18 protein-coding genes are annotated in these 16,959 nt (G+C 71.3%); 7 read left to right on the forward strand and 11 right to left on the reverse strand.

The window, feature by feature from the left end; all coding sequences use genetic code 11:
* Nucleotides 1–44: 44 nt before the first annotated feature.
* Nucleotides 45–1,025, forward strand: a complete 981-nt coding sequence (locus AB0C82_RS02380) for a helix-turn-helix domain-containing protein (RefSeq protein WP_362835447.1) — start codon at nt 45–47, stop codon at nt 1,023–1,025.
* Nucleotides 1,026–1,096: 71 nt separating this feature from the next.
* Here the strand turns inward: AB0C82_RS02380 and AB0C82_RS02385 are convergent, their stop codons facing one another.
* The 9 genes from AB0C82_RS02385 to AB0C82_RS02425 form a co-directional block, all read right to left on the reverse strand.
* Nucleotides 1,097–1,834 (reverse strand): D-Ala-D-Ala carboxypeptidase family metallohydrolase, encoded by a 738-nt coding sequence (locus AB0C82_RS02385; protein WP_362835449.1) that lies wholly within the window; start codon nt 1,832–1,834, stop codon nt 1,097–1,099.
* A gap of 162 nt (nt 1,835–1,996) precedes the next feature.
* A complete protein-coding gene (gene def / locus AB0C82_RS02390; protein WP_362835451.1) occupies nt 1,997–2,635 on the reverse strand; it encodes a peptide deformylase in 639 nt (212 codons plus the stop codon).
* Nucleotides 2,636–2,727: 92 nt separating this feature from the next.
* The gene (locus AB0C82_RS02395) at nt 2,728–3,720 is read right to left on the reverse strand and encodes a hypothetical protein (protein WP_362835453.1); all 993 of its coding nucleotides are present in this window, start codon (nt 3,718–3,720) and stop codon (nt 2,728–2,730) included.
* A gap of 92 nt (nt 3,721–3,812) precedes the next feature.
* Nucleotides 3,813–5,078, reverse strand: coding sequence for an HD domain-containing protein (locus AB0C82_RS02400; protein ID WP_362835455.1), 1,266 nt, complete (start codon nt 5,076–5,078; stop codon nt 3,813–3,815).
* A complete protein-coding gene (locus AB0C82_RS02405) occupies nt 5,075–6,640 on the reverse strand; it encodes an HD-GYP domain-containing protein (RefSeq protein ID WP_362835457.1) in 1,566 nt (521 codons plus the stop codon). The genes AB0C82_RS02400 and AB0C82_RS02405 overlap by 4 nt, the downstream gene beginning before the upstream one ends.
* Before the next feature lie 176 nt (nt 6,641–6,816).
* Complete coding sequence (gene rsrA, locus AB0C82_RS02410; RefSeq protein ID WP_362835459.1) at nt 6,817–7,137, reverse strand: mycothiol system anti-sigma-R factor; 321 nt, start codon at nt 7,135–7,137, stop codon at nt 6,817–6,819.
* Nucleotides 7,134–7,790 carry a sigma-70 family RNA polymerase sigma factor gene (locus AB0C82_RS02415; protein WP_362835461.1) on the reverse strand — a complete coding sequence of 219 codons (657 nt, stop codon included), beginning with the start codon at nt 7,788–7,790 and terminating at the stop codon, nt 7,134–7,136. Before AB0C82_RS02415 ends, rsrA begins: the two co-directional genes overlap by 4 nt.
* A gap of 273 nt (nt 7,791–8,063) precedes the next feature.
* A complete protein-coding gene (locus AB0C82_RS02420; RefSeq protein ID WP_362835463.1) occupies nt 8,064–8,705 on the reverse strand; it encodes an alpha/beta family hydrolase in 642 nt (213 codons plus the stop codon).
* 25 nt (nt 8,706–8,730) lie between these two features.
* Nucleotides 8,731–9,546, reverse strand: coding sequence for an SOS response-associated peptidase (locus AB0C82_RS02425; protein ID WP_362835465.1), 816 nt, complete (start codon nt 9,544–9,546; stop codon nt 8,731–8,733).
* 53 nt (nt 9,547–9,599) lie between these two features.
* Between AB0C82_RS02425 and AB0C82_RS02430 the strand changes: the two genes are divergently transcribed.
* The 4 genes from AB0C82_RS02430 to AB0C82_RS02445 all read left to right on the forward strand — a co-directional run bounded on the left by AB0C82_RS02430 (nt 9,600) and on the right by AB0C82_RS02445 (nt 13,197).
* Nucleotides 9,600–10,313, forward strand: a complete 714-nt coding sequence (locus AB0C82_RS02430; protein ID WP_362835467.1) for a M50 family metallopeptidase — start codon at nt 9,600–9,602, stop codon at nt 10,311–10,313.
* Between the two features lie 102 nt (nt 10,314–10,415).
* Nucleotides 10,416–11,750: a 3-phosphoshikimate 1-carboxyvinyltransferase gene (aroA, locus tag AB0C82_RS02435; protein WP_362835469.1), complete on the forward strand. Its 1,335-nt coding sequence runs from the start codon at nt 10,416–10,418 to the stop codon at nt 11,748–11,750.
* Between the two features lie 4 nt (nt 11,751–11,754).
* Nucleotides 11,755–12,771, forward strand: a complete 1,017-nt coding sequence (gene rsgA / locus AB0C82_RS02440) for a ribosome small subunit-dependent GTPase A (RefSeq protein ID WP_362835471.1) — start codon at nt 11,755–11,757, stop codon at nt 12,769–12,771.
* Between the two features lie 102 nt (nt 12,772–12,873).
* Nucleotides 12,874–13,197, forward strand: coding sequence for a multidrug efflux SMR transporter (locus AB0C82_RS02445; RefSeq protein WP_145803350.1), 324 nt, complete (start codon nt 12,874–12,876; stop codon nt 13,195–13,197).
* Here the strand turns inward: AB0C82_RS02445 and AB0C82_RS02450 are convergent.
* Nucleotides 13,089–13,838 (reverse strand): TetR/AcrR family transcriptional regulator, encoded by a 750-nt coding sequence (locus AB0C82_RS02450; RefSeq protein WP_362835473.1) that lies wholly within the window; start codon nt 13,836–13,838, stop codon nt 13,089–13,091. The two genes, AB0C82_RS02445 and AB0C82_RS02450, sit on opposite strands and share 109 nt — an antisense overlap.
* Nucleotides 13,839–13,979: 141 nt before the next feature.
* Here AB0C82_RS02450 and hisN point away from each other — a divergent pair, with 141 nt between their 5' ends.
* Both hisN and AB0C82_RS02460 read left to right on the forward strand, forming a co-directional pair.
* Entirely contained in the window at nt 13,980–14,780 is an 801-nt protein-coding gene (gene hisN / locus AB0C82_RS02455; protein ID WP_362835475.1) for a histidinol-phosphatase, read from the forward strand.
* Between the two features lie 211 nt (nt 14,781–14,991).
* Nucleotides 14,992–15,393, forward strand: coding sequence for a CBS domain-containing protein (locus tag AB0C82_RS02460; RefSeq protein WP_362835477.1), 402 nt, complete (start codon nt 14,992–14,994; stop codon nt 15,391–15,393).
* An 84-nt stretch (nt 15,394–15,477) separates the two neighbouring features.
* On the opposite strand, the gene AB0C82_RS02465 is transcribed toward AB0C82_RS02460, so the two are convergent.
* Nucleotides 15,478–16,947, reverse strand: a complete 1,470-nt coding sequence (locus AB0C82_RS02465; protein ID WP_362835479.1) for a catalase — start codon at nt 16,945–16,947, stop codon at nt 15,478–15,480.
* Nucleotides 16,948–16,959: the final 12 nt, after the last annotated feature.

The following is a 16,959-nucleotide window of genomic DNA, read 5'->3' on the forward strand; positions in this document are numbered from 1 at the left end:
GGCAGGACTGTCACACACCATCGAATTACTGCCACACTGCACTCATGTCAAAGCTGAACAACGTCGCCGTTCTGCTGCTCGACGAGGTGCACCCCTTCGAACTCGGTGTGCTGTGCGAGGTCTTCGGTCTCGACCGCAGCGAAGCGGGCCTGCCCGTCCACGACTTCGCCGTGGTCTCGGCCGAGGGGCCGGTGCTGCGGACCCACGCCGGATTCACCATCAGCACCCCGTACGGTCTCGACCGCCTCGACGAGGCCGACCTCATCGCCGTCCCCGCCGGCAGCCATTTCGCGAACCGGACGTACCCCGAGGAGGCCCTCGACTCCCTGCGCCGGGCCGTGGACCGCGGCGCGCGGGTGCTGAGCGTCTGCTCCGGGGCGTACGTACTCGGCGCGGCCGGGCTGCTGGACGGCCGCCGCTGCACCACCCACTGGCGCCACGCGGCCGAGCTGGCCCGCCGGTACCCCCGGGCCGTCGTGGAGCCCGATGTGCTGTACGTGGACGACGGCCCCGTCATCAGCTCGGCGGGCACGGCCGCGGGCATCGACGCCTCCCTCCACCTGGTCCGGCAGACGTACGGCCAGGAGGTGGCCAACGCCGTCGCCCGCCGCATGGTCGTACCGCCGCACCGCGACGGCGGGCAGGCGCAGTACATCGAGCGCCCGCTGCCCCGGGCAGCGTGCGACACGGTCGGCGACACGCTCGCCTGGATGGAGCGCCACCTCGACCAGGAGATGACCGTCGAGCAGCTCGCCGGCCTGGCCCACATGTCACCCCGCACCTTCGCGCGCCGCTTCCAGCAGGAGACGGGGACCACCCCGTACCGCTGGCTGCTGCGCCAACGGGTGCTGCTGGCGCAGCACTTGCTGGAAAGCTCCGACGAGACCATGGACGCCATCGCCGACCGGACCGGCTTCGGGACCGCGGCGGCGCTCCGCCACCAGTTCGTACGCTCGCTGGACATCACCCCGCACGCCTACCGCCGGACCTTCCGCGGCCCGGCCGGGATACCTGAGGTGGCCTGAGCCCGGGATGCACGGAAGCCCCGCCCGCATACCTGCCGGGCGGGGCCTCCGAGCGATCGGGGCGACGCGGCTCAGATGCCGCAGCTCGACGCCGACCAGAAGTGGCTGGGGCCCTGGTTCACGTGGACGTGGTCGCCGTGACCGGCGTAGCCCGGGCCGAGGATCCCGTTGAACCCGTGGTAGCGCGCCTGCTTGGCGAGGGTGCACAGCGAGTGCGGTCCCGAGCCGAGGTCGACGGCGTCACCGTACAGATGGCGGCTGTTCGACGCTCCGCCGACCGCCGAGTTGCAGGAGTAGGACCGGAAGCCGCTGGTGACACGGATGGACGAGTCGCCGAGCGCGTGCCGCAGCGCCTCCAGCTTCCACATCGAGCTCAGGGCGTTGGCCTTGGCCGTGCCGGCCGCGACCGCTCCCCCCGCCCAGGTGCTGTTGCAGGTGTTGAGCTCGGGATACGTGAAGTGGATCGGGGTGCAGTCGTCGTCCTGGAGCGCGTACAGCTTGGACTGGGTGGCCGGGCCCGCGATGCCGTCAGCGGCGAGACCGTAGGCGGCCTGGAAGCGCTTGACCGCCGCGGTGGTGGCCGGGCCGTACGAGCCGTCGATGGCGAGCACGGCGTTGTAGCCGGGGTATCCCGCGACGCGGATCTGAAGCTGGGTGACATCGTTGCCGGTGGCGCCGGGCGAGAGGGTCCTGGTCCAGGTGTAACAGCCGTCAGCCTGTGCGGGACCGGCGGTCAGTACGGCTCCGCCGATCGCAAAAGCCATGGCCATGACAAGACTGAGCAAGGTGTGTGCGGTGCGTCTGAGCATGAGGTGCTCCCTACCACGGTGAGGTGTTGGGGTGAGACTGTCGGACGAGTCGACGCGCGTCAACTACGCCTGGAAAAACTCCCGTTGACCGTCCCGGAACGGGAACAGGGCCCTGCCGCCGGCGGTACCGGCGACAGGGCCCCGTCCATGGAGCGCGCGGGATCAGTCGTTGGGGACGACCTCGTAGCGCGGCGTGCCCTCGGCCATCTGACGCAGCGCGTCCTTGCGGTCACGCTTGGAGAGCCGGTCGATGTACAGGTAGCCGTACAGGTGGTCCGTCTCGTGCTGGAGGCAGCGCGCGAAGTAGCCGTTGCCCCGCACCCTGACCGGGTTGCCCTCGGCGTCCTGCCCGCGCACCACCGCGTAGTCGGGGCGTGCCAGCCCGGCGTACGCCGTCGGCACGGAGAGGCAGCCCTCGTTGGCGTCGTCGAGGACGCGCTCGCCGGGCGGCAGCTCCTCCAGCACCGGGTTGCAGATCGCGCCGACGTGCCGCACACCGTCGTCGTCCATGCAGTCGTAGACGAAGACCTTCAGGTCCACGCCGATCTGGTTGGCGGCCAGGCCCACGCCTTCCGCCGTCCGCTGGCTGGCGAACATGTCGTCGATCAACCGGGCCAGCTCGCCGTCGAACGCGGTGACGTCCTTGCACTCCTTGTGGAGCACCGGGTTGCCCACGACCGTGATCGGCCGCGAGGTACCGCGCTCGCGGTACGCCGCCTCACGCGCCTCGCAGTCCTCGGTGTCGACGAGGAATCCCTCGTCGTCGACGCTGATCTGCTCGTCCGTCTCCTGCTGCGCCATGTCCGCCGTACGCCTTCCTGCAAACCTGAAACCCGTGAACTTCGGGAAAACCGGCACCGGGATTCGGTGCCCGTACAGCCTACGGGCACCGCTCAGCAGACTTCTTCGAGATCCCGCCACTCACGGCTGTCCGGGCTGTCCGCCACCCAGCCGTCCAGCAGACCGCGCACCAGTCCCGCCGGCGCGGCGAGACCGCATTCGCGCTCCGGCACCCACAGGTCACCGGCCGTGCGGTGGCCCAGCGGCCCCGGATGGCCCGGCTCACTGTGGTCGTGCGGATCGAGGTGCTCGCCGTCCCCCTCGTCGCTCTCCATCCTGCTCTCCGAGCAGGCACGGCAGAGCAGCCGTACGGATGACGACCAGTCCTCGGCGGCGAAACCGGCGTCCGACGCCAGCTGCTCCAGCGCGTCCCGGTCCGCCTCGGTGGCGGCCTCCAGGAGCACGACCCAGGTGGGTACGGGAGAGGGCGCCCAGAGCTCGATCTCGTCGAAGACGGGATACGAGGGCCCGGCGGCGGTGACCCGCTCGCCGTGCGGCACCCCGTCGTGCAGGACGACCTCGCCCCAGCGCCGCCCGGACGAGGGCAGCGGGATCGACAGCACTTCCATCCGTGCCGGGTCCAGCCTGCGGCCCCAGACGACCTCGGACTCGCCCTCGGGCGACAGCCGTACCGCCGCGCTGCCCAGCTCCATGCCGAGCGGCTCGCTGGTGGCCGCGCCGCCGTGCTGACCGTTGCCCGGGACCTTCAGGCCGTAGGCCTGCCAGGCCCGGCGGGCAAGCGGCCAGTCCTGGAGCGCGGTGGCCGCGATCCCGACGTTCCACCAGTCCGGCGCCCCGGACTCCCGGTCCAGCAGCGCGACGGCCCGCAGACCGGCGGCCCTCGCCTGCTCCCAGTCGTGCCTGAACTTGTGCAGCAGCGCCAGATTGAACCAGGACTCGGAGAGCCAGGGTTCCAGGTCGACCGCCCGCGTCAGCAGCGCCCCCGCGTCCTCGTACCGGCCGTCGCCGATCAGCGTGAACGCGCGGTCCGTGGCCTGCCGCCAAGAGGCGGAGGGCCGATGCCGTACCTTCCCGAAGATCCTCACGATTCCCGCCTGTCCCGACTGGACACCCTCGTCTTCCGCTCTACTTTCGCATCCAACCATGCCCGGCCGGACGCCCGCTCATTACCCATGGGTTACCCAGGCCGGACCTGGGTCAGACCGCCCCGCGCCAGGACACCCGCCAGCGCTTCCACGACCTGGTGCTGGTAGTCGTGACCGGTACCCAGCCTGAGCTGTTCCAGCGCACCGAGCGGCCCGATGGCGCTTTCCCCGCACAGGTCGTCGTATGCGTTGACCGCCCGGACGATCCTGGCGGACAGCGGCTGTTCCCGGTATGGGTCGGCCTGCTGCTCCACCACCACCGCGACCGCGGTGTCCACGCCGGTCTGCCGGACCACCGCTCCCCCCAGGAGCGCGATCCGCCGCTGCTCGGCAGCCGGCAGGGTGGCGGTGGCCCCCTCGGCGACCGGGTCCACGAGCGAGAGCTGACCGATGTCGTGCATCAGGGCCGCGTACTCCAGGACGGTCAGTTCGCGGCCGGACAGGCCCAGCTCCCGGCCCACGGCGGTGGAGAGCTCGGCGACCCGGCGGGCGTGACCGTGCGGGGTGTATCCGGCGATCTCCGTGGAACGGGCCAGGGAGGCGATGGTCTGCCGGTAGGTCGTACGGACAGCGGCGTACCGCCGGTAGGACACCTGGGTCAGCAGCAGCGGTACGCACAGGACGGGGAGCGCCCACAGCCCGGCGACCGCGACCCCGATGGCCATGACCGCGCCGGTCGCGCAGACCGCGGAGCCGATGCCGATGAGGGCCCGCAGCTCGTCGCGGAGGAGCGGTCCGTACGGATAGCGGGTGCGGGAGTGCAGGAGGAGGGCGGCGAGTACGGCGTCGCACAGCGCGGTGAGGGCCAGCAGCAGGAGCAGGAAGAACACGAAGTACGGGCCCTCGCCGAACCACCGGCCGGACTGGCCCGAGTTGTACAGCGGCTGGAAGCACACGGCGGCGAACCCGACGGTCAGGACACGGCGGGCGGCCAGATCGGGCCCGGGTCCGCTGCCGCGCGCCACGTGGGGCACGGCGGCGAGCAACTGGGCGGCGACGACGACGGCTACCACCTGGAGGGCCCCGTGCGTGGTGGGTTCCCCGCCACTGCGCCCGAGGAGTGCGTACGCGAGGGCCCCGGCGGTACCGAGGGGGGCGGGCTCCCGCTCCCCTGGCAGGGCGCCCCAGCGCGCCAGCTCGCCGGTCACCACGACGGCGGCGAAGGCGAGGGCGTGCCCGGGCTCGGCGATCCCGTACCAGAGGGTGTGGACGAAGGCGGCGACGGTGAGCACGACCGCGGCGCCCCGGACCGCCACGACGGCGGACCGGGCACCGGACCAGCCCGCTGCCCCGCTCACCCGGGCCGCTCCACGGACTTCCGGAGCCGGCTCAGCTCCCCGGAGCCTCCGGCGTCCCCTTCGGGCCCGCCCACCGCTGCGGGCCCGGCCCCACGCGTTCCCCCGCCGGTCCCACCCGGCACCTCACCACCGCCGGCACCCGGACCGAGCCCGTCCGGCTGAGGGCCGGGCGTCCGCGGCCCGGCCCCGGCGCCCGCGTCCACGCCCCCGTCCACGCCCTGCGCCCGGGCAGCCGGCACCCGCGGCCCGACCGCGACCTCGTCCGCCGTCACCGCGGTGGCCGCCCCCGACCACCCGTGCCGTGCGAGCCCGCGCGCCAGCGCCCCGACCATCCGCGGATCGAACTGGCTTCCCGCGCACCGTTCCAGCTCCGCGACGGCGGCCGGCACGGGCCGGCCCCGCCGGTAGGACCGGGTGGAGGTCATCGCGTCGAAGGCGTCGGCGACGGCGACGACCCGCGCGAACTCGGGAATCTGCCGCCCGCTGAGCCCGTACGGATAGCCACTCCCGTCGAGCCGCTCGTGGTGGTGCAGGATCGCCGCCCGCGCTTCGTCCAGGAAGCCGATGCCCCGGACGATCTCGTGTCCGTACTCCGGGTGCAGTTCGATGACCCGCCGCTCCTCCGGCGTGAGCGGGCCGTCCTTGCGCAGGACCCGGGTGGGCACGCCCAGCTTGCCCACGTCGTGCAGGATCCCGGCGAACCGCAGCGCTTCGAGCCGGCCCTCCTCCATGCCCAGCTCGCGGGCGATCAGTACGGAGGCCCTGCCCACCCGCTCGCTGTGCCCGCGCGTGTACTTGTCCTTGATGTCGACGGCCTGCACCAGCGCCCTGATCGTCGCCCGGTGGGCGGCGTGCTCGCGGTGGTACTGGGCGAAGACCCAGCAGGAGATGTACATGGGCAGCAGCACGAAGAGCGCGGACACGGGGCCGTACGAGCTGCGCCACAGGACGGCCATCATCAGCCCGGCGAGCGCGTGCACGAGGTGCGGCCCCACCGAGTGCGGCAGGAGTCCCCGCCAGGCGTGCCGGGCCGGCTGCCGCTCCGCCGTCACGAGGATGCAGCCGTCCAGCGCCGTCAGGACGAGGCAGAAGGCGAGAGCCGCGGCGCAGGCCGGCGCCAGGGCGTACGGAAAGTCGGGCACCCCCCGGGCCCCGCTCCCGCCGAGCGCTCCGGGCCCGCCGAGCGCGGCGTGCGCGCACGAGGCGGCCCACACGGTGAGCGAGAGCTGCGCGGCCCGCCAGAGGCGGCGCGCCACGAAGGGCGGCTGCTCCACCCGGCCCGCCAGCGCGCCGGGAACCGCGACCAGCGCGGCGGCGGCCGGCGGCAGCAGGAACGCGGCGGCGAGCAGGAGTGGGAAGAACGACCCCGTGCTGATCGGCACGGAGCTGCCGAAGAACGGAAATCGGCCGGGGAGTTCGCAGACGAGGTACAGCCCGGCGAGCAGGGCGAGGGTGCCCCACGGCGTGCCGGCGTCAGGACTCCACGCGGGCAGGGAGGACAGGACGGCGCAGATGACCGCGCCGAGGATGCAGGCGCGTGCCGCTCCCGGTGTGCTCCTCACCCGTACCGCCCGCCCCCCGCGTGGTCAATGGAGGCGCCAGGCTAGCGAGTTGGACGGTCGGCCGAGCCCCGATGAGTCCGATTAGCACATTCGGGTGACGGGTGCGTGGCAGCGGTGATACGCCGAAGGGCACGCCGTGTGACGGCGTGCCCTTCGGATACGACGGCGGTGCGCGGCTACTCCGCGGCGGGTGTCGGCATACCCGCGCTGTCCATCGACACGTCCTGCTCGGGGACGACCTGACCCGAGCGGATCAGGTCGATCCGGCCCATCACCTTCGAGCGCAGGTCGGTCGGGACGTCGTCCTGACCGCAGCAGCGCTTCACCAGCTTCTTCACGGCCTGTTCGAGGCCGTACTTCTCCAGGCACGGGGAGCACTCCTCGAAGTGCACCTCGAACTTCGTGCAGTCGCCCTCGGGCATCTCATGGTCGAGGAACTCGTAGAGATGATCGAGAACCTCTGAGCAATCCGTCTCGTGCGGCTCTCCGCAGCTCATGAGGCCGAGCCTTTCAGATCGTCCGACTCACCGGCGCCGGCGGGGACGAGCCCGCGCTCACGGGCGTAGTCCTCCAGCATGCCGCGCAGTTGCCGGCGGCCGCGGTGCAGTCGGGACATCACCGTACCGATGGGAGTCCCCATGATGTCCGCGATCTCCTTGTAGGCAAAGCCCTCTACGTCCGCGAGATAGACGGCAATGCGGAACTCCTCGGGGATCGCCTGGAGCGCGGCCTTCACGTCCGAGTCCGGCAGATGGTCGAGAGCCTGGGACTCGGCGGAGCGCAGACCCGTCGACATGTGCGACTCGGCGCGCGCCAGCTGCCAGTCCTCGATCTCCTCGGCCGCACTGCGCTGGGGCTCGCGCTGCTTCTTGCGGTACGAGTTGATGAACGTGTTGGTAAGGATGCGGTACATCCACGCCTTGAGGTTCGTGCCCTCACGGAACTGGTGGAAGGAGCCGTACGCCTTCGCATACGTCTCCTGGACCAGGTCCTCCGCATCGGCCGGATTGCGCGTCATGCGCAGCGCGGCCGAGTACATCTGGTCGAGAAAACCGAGAGCGTCCCGCTCGAAACGCGCGTTGCGCTCGGCGGTCGTCTCCTCCGCGCGGCCGTCGTCGGTCCCTGTGTCGGTCCCAGTGACCGGACCCACCTCCTCCAACGATGTGGCGGAGCCGAAACCGGACCCGCTCGAATCGGAGAATAGTCGACCTTGCTTCGAGGCGGGCTGTCGATCCGATCCGCTCAGTGCCCGCTCGGGAGCGGTCTTGGCCGCGTGAAGCACCGTCCACTCCAGGTCAGCGGTGTTCGAGCGGCGCGGGCAGATGGTCGAACCCATGCGACGGACTCCCTCTCCACAAACGACGTTGTTGTACCGACGTCCCGAATAACAGCGCTCTCCCACGCATCATTCCCGGGACGCGGGTCACACCAGGGACCCCACCCAGCGGGTCACGGCACCGGTGATGACGGACATCACCTGGTCCTCACCCAGGCCCGACCGCTTGGGTACGGCGAAGCCGTGGTCCCCGTACTCCACCTCGGCGAGCTCGTACTCCCCCGGCGGGAATTCGGCGGGCCGCCCGAACGGGTCGTTGCCGCCCTGGACGACGAGCGTGGGCACGCCGGCGCCGAGGAGCTCCTGCGCCCGGGACTTCTCCGGCCTGCCCGGAGGGTGCAGCGGGAAGCTGAGCGCGAGGACGGCGTGCGCGCCGAGGCCGGACGCCGTACGGCAGGCGACCCGGGCACCGGCGCTGCGTCCCCCGGCGACGACCGGCAGTCCCGGGGCGGTCAGCGCGGGCCACAGCCCCCGCCATCCGGTGTCCAGGGTCTTCGGGGCGGGCGCGAGCTTCTTGCCGGCCACCCGCCACGGCTGCTCCACCAGGGCGACGCCCACCCCCTCACCGGGCAGCACGGCGGCGAGGGCACGCAGGTCGCGGGCCTCGATGCCACCGCCCGCGCCGTGGCCGAGGGCGACCACGAGGCGGGCCCGGGGCGGAAGCGTCCAGGTGATCCGGGCGGTCCCGGCGTCCGTCTCGACCGTTTGCACGTTCTCTGAGCGACTCACGGGGCCATCCAATCAATCCCGGCTCTCAGAACAGCGTCGCCACCTCCGGCGCCGCCAGTTCCTCCAGCAGTTCCGGCCCGTTGTTGCGGACGTTGCTGACCTCCGTGGCCACCGGGTAGGCCCGCATCAGACCGCCGGGCGGCGGCGTGAGCAGCCCCTTCAGCTCGTCGACCTCGGTCCGCGAGGGGTCGAGCCAGGCGTCCCACCGGTCCGGCGTCAGCATCAGCGGCATCCGGGGGTGGATGTCGGCGAGCGCGGAGGGGCCTTCGGCGGGGGCTACGGCGAGGGGGGACGTCTCCGCCTCGGTCGTGATCACCGAGCAGGTCACCCACCACGCCTGGGGGTGGTCGTCGGGAAGGGTCCGGTCACGCCAGAACTCGTACAGTCCGGCCATCGCGAAGACCGAGCCGTCGGCGGGCGTCACGAAGTACGGCTGCTTACGGGGCCGCTTCTTCCTGCCCTTCTCCTCCAGCTGCCGCTCCTCCACGCCGGTGACCCACTCGTAGTAGCCGTCGGCCGGCAGGATGCAGCGCCGCGAGGTGAAGGGGCGGCGGAAGGACGGCTTCTCGTGCACCGTCTCGGCGCGGGCGTTGATCATGCGGGCGGCGCCCTCGGGCGACTTCGCCCAGGAGGGCACGAGTCCCCATTTCAGTGTGCGGAGCTGGCGAACCGGACGCTGGTCATCCGCGTCCTTCACAGGACGCTCCAGCACGGCGTAGACCTCCTTGGTCGGCGCCACGTTCCAGTCGGGCTCCAGGGCCTCGGCCGGCTCCCACTTCTCGATTCCGAAGAGCCCGGTCAGATCCTCGGGCCGCCGACTCGCTGCATACCGTCCGCACATAAGTGCCAGACTGCCACGACCTCCCGTCACGAACGCAAGGAGCCGCCCGGCCTATGGACAGCACCGATCTGGGCGATCTGTGGGATCGCGTCTTCGGCACCCAGCCGCTGCCCGAGCAGTGGCTGGTCGTCGTGACCGCCACGGTCGCGCTCGTCGCCGTCGTACCCAATCTCATATGGCGGCTCTCGCGGAACGCGATCACGATCGCGCACGAGGGCGGCCACGGGCTGATCGCCCTCGTCACCGGGCGGCAGCTCGCCGGTATCCGGCTCCACTCGGACACCAGCGGACTGACCGTGAGCCGCGGCAAGCCCACCGGCATCGGCATGATCCTCACGGCCGCCGCGGGCTACACGGCCCCGCCGCTACTCGGGCTGGGAGGGGCGTGGCTGCTGGTCAACGGCAGGATCACCCTGCTGCTGTGGCTGGCGACGGCCCTGCTGACGGTCATGCTGGTGATGATCCGCAACGTATACGGCGCGCTGACGGTGATCCTCACCGGATCGACGTTCCTGCTGGTGTCCTGGCTGGCGTCTGCCGCCTGGCAGTCCCTCTTCGCGTACACCGCTGTCTGGTTCCTGCTGCTGGGCGGCGTCCGTCCCGCGTTCGAGCTGCAGTCCAAGCGGCGGCACGGCGGCGCGCCGGATTCCGACGCGGACCAGCTGGCCCGGCTCACCGACGCACCCGCCGCGCTGTGGCTGTTCCTCTTCCACGCGGTGTCCCTCTGTTCGCTGATCGGCGGCGGGCGCTGGCTGCTCGGCCTCTGACGGCCTCCGGGGCCGCACGGCCTTACCACTCTCACGTTACGGCCCGGTTTCGGTCGATTTGATCAGGATCTGGGTTTGCGGAGAGCCACTAAAGTGAGCGCCATGACCGAAAGTTCCGTGCACCCCGCCCTCTGGCCCGCCCCCCACGCGAGCGGAGCCGTCGACGCCACCGTCACCGTGCCCGGATCGAAGTCGGTCACCAACCGGGCGCTCGTGCTGGCCGCCCTCTCCTCCGAGCCCGGCTGGCTGCGGCGCCCGCTGCGCTCCCGCGACACCCTGCTGATGGCCCAGGCACTGCGCACGATGGGCGTCGGCATCGAGGAGGGCATCGGCCCGGACGGCTCCGGCGAGGCCTGGCGGGTCATCCCGGCCGGCCTGCACGGCCCGGCCGCCGTGGACGTCGGCAACGCCGGAACGGTCATGCGCTTCCTGCCGCCCGTCGCCACCCTCGCCGACGGCCCCGTCCGCTTCGACGGCGACGCCCGCTCCTACGAGCGCCCCCTCAACGGTGTGATCGACGCGCTGCGCACCCTGGGCGCCCGGATCGACGACGAGGCCCGCGGCGCACTGCCGCTGACCGTCCACGGCGCCGGTGCGCTGGAAGGCGGCCCGGTGGAGATCGACGCCTCCTCGTCCTCCCAGTTCATCTCGGCGCTCCTGCTGTCGGCCCCCCGCTTCAACCAGGGGGTCGAGGTACGGCACACCGGCTCGACGCTCCCCTCCATGCCGCACATCCGGATGACGGTGGACATGCTGCGGACGGTCGGCGCCCAGGTCGACGAGCCGGAGACCGGGGGCGAGCCCAACGTGTGGCGGGTCGCCCACTCGGCACTGCTCGGCCGCGACCTGACCGTCGAGCCGGACCTCTCCAACGCCCAGCCGTTCCTGGCGGCCGCGCTGGTCACCGGCGGCCGGGTCACGGTGCCCGACTGGCCACTGCGCACCACCCAGCCGGGTGACGCGCTGCGCGAGATCTTCACCGAGATGGGCGGCGGCTGCGAGCTGACCGAGCGCGGGCTCACCTTCACGGGAACGGGCCGCATCCACGGCATCGACGTGGACCTCGGCGAGGTCGGTGAGCTGACCCCCGGCATCGCCGCCGTCGCGGCCCTCGCCGACTCCCCCTCGACCCTGCGCGGCGTGGCCCATCTGCGGCTGCACGAGACGGACCGGCTCGCGGCCCTCACCAAGGAGATCAACGAGCTCGGCGGCGATGTCACCGAGACCGCCGACGGTCTGCACATCCGGCCGCGCCCGCTGCACGGCGGCACCTTCCACACGTACGACGACCACCGGATGGCGACGGCCGGTTCGATCATCGGCCTCGCCGTGCCGGGTGTGCGGATCGAGAACGTGGGCACGACCGCGAAGACCCTGCCGGACTTCCCGGAGATGTGGACCGCGATGCTCGCCTCCACCGGAACGGCCGGGGCCTGACGACATGAGGCGCTACGGCAAGAACCCCGACGAGGACGACATCCGCGTCCGCCCGAACCCCAAGGGCAACCGGCCGCGCACGCACACCCGGCCCAAGCACGAGGAGGCCCAGGACGGCATGGTCCTGACCGTCGACCGCGGCAGGCTCACCTGCCTCGTGGACGGTCGTACGGTGGTGGCGATGAAGGCCCGCGAACTGGGCCGCAAGGCCGCCGTGGTGGGCGACACCGTCTCCATCGTCGGTGACCTCTCCGGTGAGAAGGACACCCTGGCCCGCATCGTCCGCATCGGCGCGCGCCACTCGGTCCTGCGCCGCACGGCCGACGACGACGATCCGTTCGAGCGCGTGGTCGTCGCCAACGCGGACCAGCTGGCGATCGTCACCGCGCTCGCCGATCCCGAACCGCGCCCCCGCATGATCGACCGCTGTCTCGTCGCCGCGTACGACGGCGGGCTCACCCCGCTCCTCGTCCTCACGAAGTCGGACCTGGCCTCGCCGGACGCGCTGCTGGCCGCGTACACGCCGCTTGGCGTCCCGTACATCGTGACGAACCGTGAGGAACTGGCGAGCGGGGACGCCGCCGAGCGGGTGCGTGAGCAGCTGAACGACCGGATCACCGCCTTCGTCGGGCACTCCGGAGTCGGCAAGACGACCCTGGTGAACGCCCTGGTGCCGAAGGACAGACGGCGTACGACGGGAGTGGTCAACGCCGTCACGGGCCGGGGCAGGCACACCACCACCTCGGCGCTCGCGCTCCCTCTTCCGGACGCGCGCGGATGGGTGATCGACACCCCCGGTGTGCGCTCCTTCGGACTGCACCACGTCGACCCGTCCCGGGTGATCCTGGCCTTCCCCGACCTGGAGCCCGGCACCGAGAAGTGCCCGCGCGGCTGCACCCACGACGACCAGCAACCGGAGTGCGCGCTCGACGCCTGGGTGGCGGAGGGCCACGCCGATCCGGCACGGCTCGACTCGCTGCGGCGGCTGCTCGCCACCCGGGAGCGGCGCGAGGGCGACTGACAGACGCACCCGACTCGCGCACGTTTGCGAGCCCCCACGACTGGTAAGTGCATAATCGCACCCAAGCGAGACGAAGCAGTCACTACGTGGGAGGAAACGTCGATGGCGTGGCTGCTGGTGGTGGTGGCAGGTTTGTTGGAGACCGGGTTCGCCGTGTGTCTCAAGCTCTCGCACGGTTTCACCAGGCTCTGGCCGACGATCGCCTTCTGCGTGTTCGCCCTCGGCAGTTTCGGGCTGCTCACGCTCTCGCTGAAGAAGCTGGACGTGGGACCCGCCTACGCGGTGTGGACCGGGATCGGCGCGGCCGGTACCGCGATCTACGGGATGGTCTTCCTCGACGACGTGGTCTCCACCCTCAAGCTCGTCTCGATCTCCCTGGTGATCGTCGGCGTGATCGGCCTGCAGCTCTCGGGCTCCTCGCACTGACCGGTGCCCGAGCGCCCTCCGGGGTGCCGCGCCACCACGTCGCGGACCAGCGGCACCAGGTCGCCGGGCGCGCCCTCCGCGGGGTCCGTGCGGTCCATGGGCAACGCGCGTTCCGGCGGCACGAGGGCGTACGAGAGCGCGAGTCTGAGCGCCGTCTCGCAGGTCACCGCCAGTTCCGCGGTGTCGTTCGCGGGCCGTCCGTCGCTCAGGACGGCCACCGCGCGGTCCCGGACCAGGGCGAGCAGTTCGGCCGGGGTCGACAGGGCGGCGTCGGACCGGGCACGGCCCGGCACGGCCGAGGTCGGCGCGGACCGTGCGGGGCGAGGCAGCCGCTCGCCCCACAAGCCCGTCAGTAACGCCTTGACCAGTACGTCCGCCCGTGCGCTGCGGACCGTCCAGAGCGCCAGGGCGACCGGCCCCCGCCCCTCTCCCAGCACCGTGTCGATCCCCGCGAGATAGCGGTCGGCGGCCCGCCGGACGAGCGCGCGGGCCAGTCCGTCCTTGTTGCCGAACTCGTTGTAGAGGGTCTGCCGGGACACACCCGCGTCCGCCGCGACATCGACCATCCGCACCGCTGCCCAGTGCCTGGTGGCGAGCGCCGCGTGCGCGGCGTCCAGCAGGGCTTCGCGCGCTGTGGCCATCGCCGCCTCCCACACCCGGGACCCGCGACTCAGGGTCGACGCGCCGCCGCACCCTGTCAATGGCCCTCGCGGGCCCTCTCACCAGGTGCTGCCGACCGGGGCCCTGTAGCCCTGGTGGGTGGCGGTGGATACTGTGACGACATGCCCGATTACCACGATGACCTGCGTCTCGCCCATGTACTGGCGGACGCCGCCGACGCGGCGACGATGGCCCGGTTCAAGGCTCTCGACCTGAAGGTCGAGACCAAGCCGGACATGACTCCGGTGAGCGAGGCGGACAAACACGCCGAGGAACTGATCCGCGGCCATCTGCACCGGGCGCGCCCCCGGGACGCGATCCTCGGCGAGGAGTACGGCATCGAGGGCACGGGCCCCCGGCGCTGGGTCATCGACCCGATCGACGGCACGAAGAACTACGTACGCGGCGTGCCCGTGTGGGCGACGCTGATCTCGCTGATGGAGGCCGGCGAGAACGGCTTCCAGCCCGTCGTCGGCGTGGTGTCGGCCCCCGCGCTGAGCCGCCGCTGGTGGGCGGCGAAGGGTGCCGGGGCGTTCTCCGGCCGCAGTCTGACCTCCGCGACCCGTCTCCACGTGTCCAAGGTGGAGCGGATCGCGGACTCCTCGTTCGCGTACTCCTCCCTGAGCGGCTGGGAGGAGCAGGGGCGGCTGGACGGCTTCATGGACCTCACCCGGGCCTGCTGGCGGACACGCGGGTACGGGGACTTCTGGCCGTACATGATGGTCGCCGAGGGCTCGGTGGACATCTGCGCTGAGCCCGAGCTCTCCCTCTGGGACATGGCGGCGAACGCGATCATCGTCCAGGAGGCGGGCGGTCGGTTCACCGGCCTGGACGGTGTCCCGGGCCCCGGCGGCGGCAACGCGGCGGCGTCCAACGGACTGCTCCACGACGAGCTGCTCGGCTATCTCAACCAGCGCTACTAGGGAATCCCAGGGATTCAGCCGTGCCTCGCGCGCCCCGGCCCACCGTGCCGCCGGGGCGCGCGAGGCCTGTGTGCCGCGCTCTCGCACGCCCTCGGCTCTTCCCGCCCACCCCTTGTTGACTCCGCCCAAGGATGCAACTCTGAGAGTCCCCCCACTTGTGAACTTGTGAATCGGCTCACAGAGTCGGCTCACGAAGGAGGTGGCTCTTTTCATGCTCGTCCGTGACGCCATGAGCACGATGGTCCTGACCATCGGCCCGACCCACACCCTCCGCCAGGCAGCCCGTCTGATGTCGGCTCGCCGCGTCGGAGCAGCCGTCGTCCACGACCCGGACACCTGCGGGCTCGGAATCATCACCGAGCGCGACATCCTCGACGCGATCGGCTCGGGGCTGAACCCCGACCTGGAGACCGCGTCCACGCACACCACCACCGACGTGGTCTTCGCCGCCCCCACCTGGACCCTGGAAGAGGCCGCGGAAGCCATGACGCACGGAGGTTTCCGGCATCTCATCGTCCTGGACAACGACGGTCCGGTAGGGGTCGTCTCGGTGCGCGACATCATCCGGTGCTGGGCACCGGCGAGGCGCCACCCGGCGGAGCTGGTGATCTGAGCCCGCCCTGGTACGGACGATGCCGGGCCGGACCCCCGCAGGAGATCCGGCCCGGCATCGAGAATCTGCCCCGGGGACCCGCGATCAGCCGCGCAGCGCCTGGACCGCTGCCTGCAGCCGCTTGCCGAAGTCACCGTCCGCACGGCGGAAGTTGTCGATCGCACGCTCGGCGATGTCGTCGCGCGAGACCTTGGCGATGAACCCGGAGAGGTTGTCGATCAGGCGGGCCTTCTCTTCCTCGGAGTACAGCCGGTAGAGGTTTCCGGCCTGCACGAAGTCGTCGTCCTCGGCGTGCACCGGGGCCTCGTGGTTGCCGGTGGCGCCGGTGACCGGGACGGACTGCCACAGGGGCCTGTCCGTCTGGAACGGGCCGCCGAAGCTGTTCGGTTCGTAGTTCTTGGCGCCCTTGTGGCGACCGTCGTACAGATGCCCGTCACGGCTGTTGGTGCGCGCCTCGGTGGCGTGCGGACGGTTCACCGGCAGGTGGTCGGCGTTGATGCCGACGCGGTAGCGGTGGGCGTCGCCGTACGCGAACAGCCGGCCCTGGAGCATCTTGTCCGGGGAGGGACCGATGCCCGGCACGAAGTGCGCGGGGCTGAAGATGGACTGCTCGGTCTCCGCGAAGATGTTCTCCGGGTTGCGGTTGAGCTCCAGCTTCCCGATCTCGACCGGCGGGTAGTCCGCGTGCGGCCACACCTTGGTGAGGTCGAACGGGTTGAAGCGGTACGTGGCCGCGTCGGCCGCCGGCATGATCTGGACCTGCACCGTCCAGGACGGGAAGTCGCCGCGCTCGATGGCCTCACGCAGGTCTCGCTGGTGGGAGTCGGGGTCCTCACCGGCGAGCGTGTTGGCCTCGGCCTGCGTCAGGTTCCTGATGCCCTGGTCGGTCTTGAAGTGGTACTTGACCCAGAAGACCTCGCCGGCCTCGTTGTTCCACTGGTAGGTGTGCGAGCCGTACCCGTTCATGTGGCGCAGCGTGGCCGGGATGCCGCGGTCGCCGAAGAGCCAGGTCACCTGGTGTGTCGACTCGGGCGAGAGGCCCCAGAAGTCCCAGACGTTGTCCGCCTCCTGCGAGCCGGTGTACGGGTCGCGCTTCTGGGTGTGGATGAAGTCGGGGAACTTGATGGCGTCCTTGATGAAGAACACCGGGGTGTTGTTGCCGACGAGGTCGTAGTTGCCCTCTTCGGTGTAGAACTTCAGCGCGAACCCGCGGGGGTCGCGCACCGCGTCGGCGGACCCGAGGTTGCCGGCGACGGTGGAGAAGCGCAGGAACGTCTCGGTCTGCTTGCCGACCTCGGAGAGGAACTTCGCACGCGTCCACTGCGAGACGTCGCGGGTCAGCGTGAAGGTGCCGTAGGCACCGGCGCCACGTGCGTGCACGATGCGCTCCGGGATGCGCTCACGGTTGAAGTGCGCGAGCTTCTCCAGCAGCGCCTGGTCCTGAACGAGGACCGGCCCGCCGACGCCCGCGGTCTCGCTGTTCTGGTTGTCGGCCACCGGCGCGCCGGCCTCCGTTGTGAGCGGTCCCTGCGTCACGTGCGCCTCCTGCGTCATGTCCTGCACAGC

The organism is Streptomyces sp. NPDC048560, assembly GCF_040650955.1.
Classification (GTDB): Bacteria; Actinomycetota; Actinomycetes; order Streptomycetales; family Streptomycetaceae; genus Streptomyces.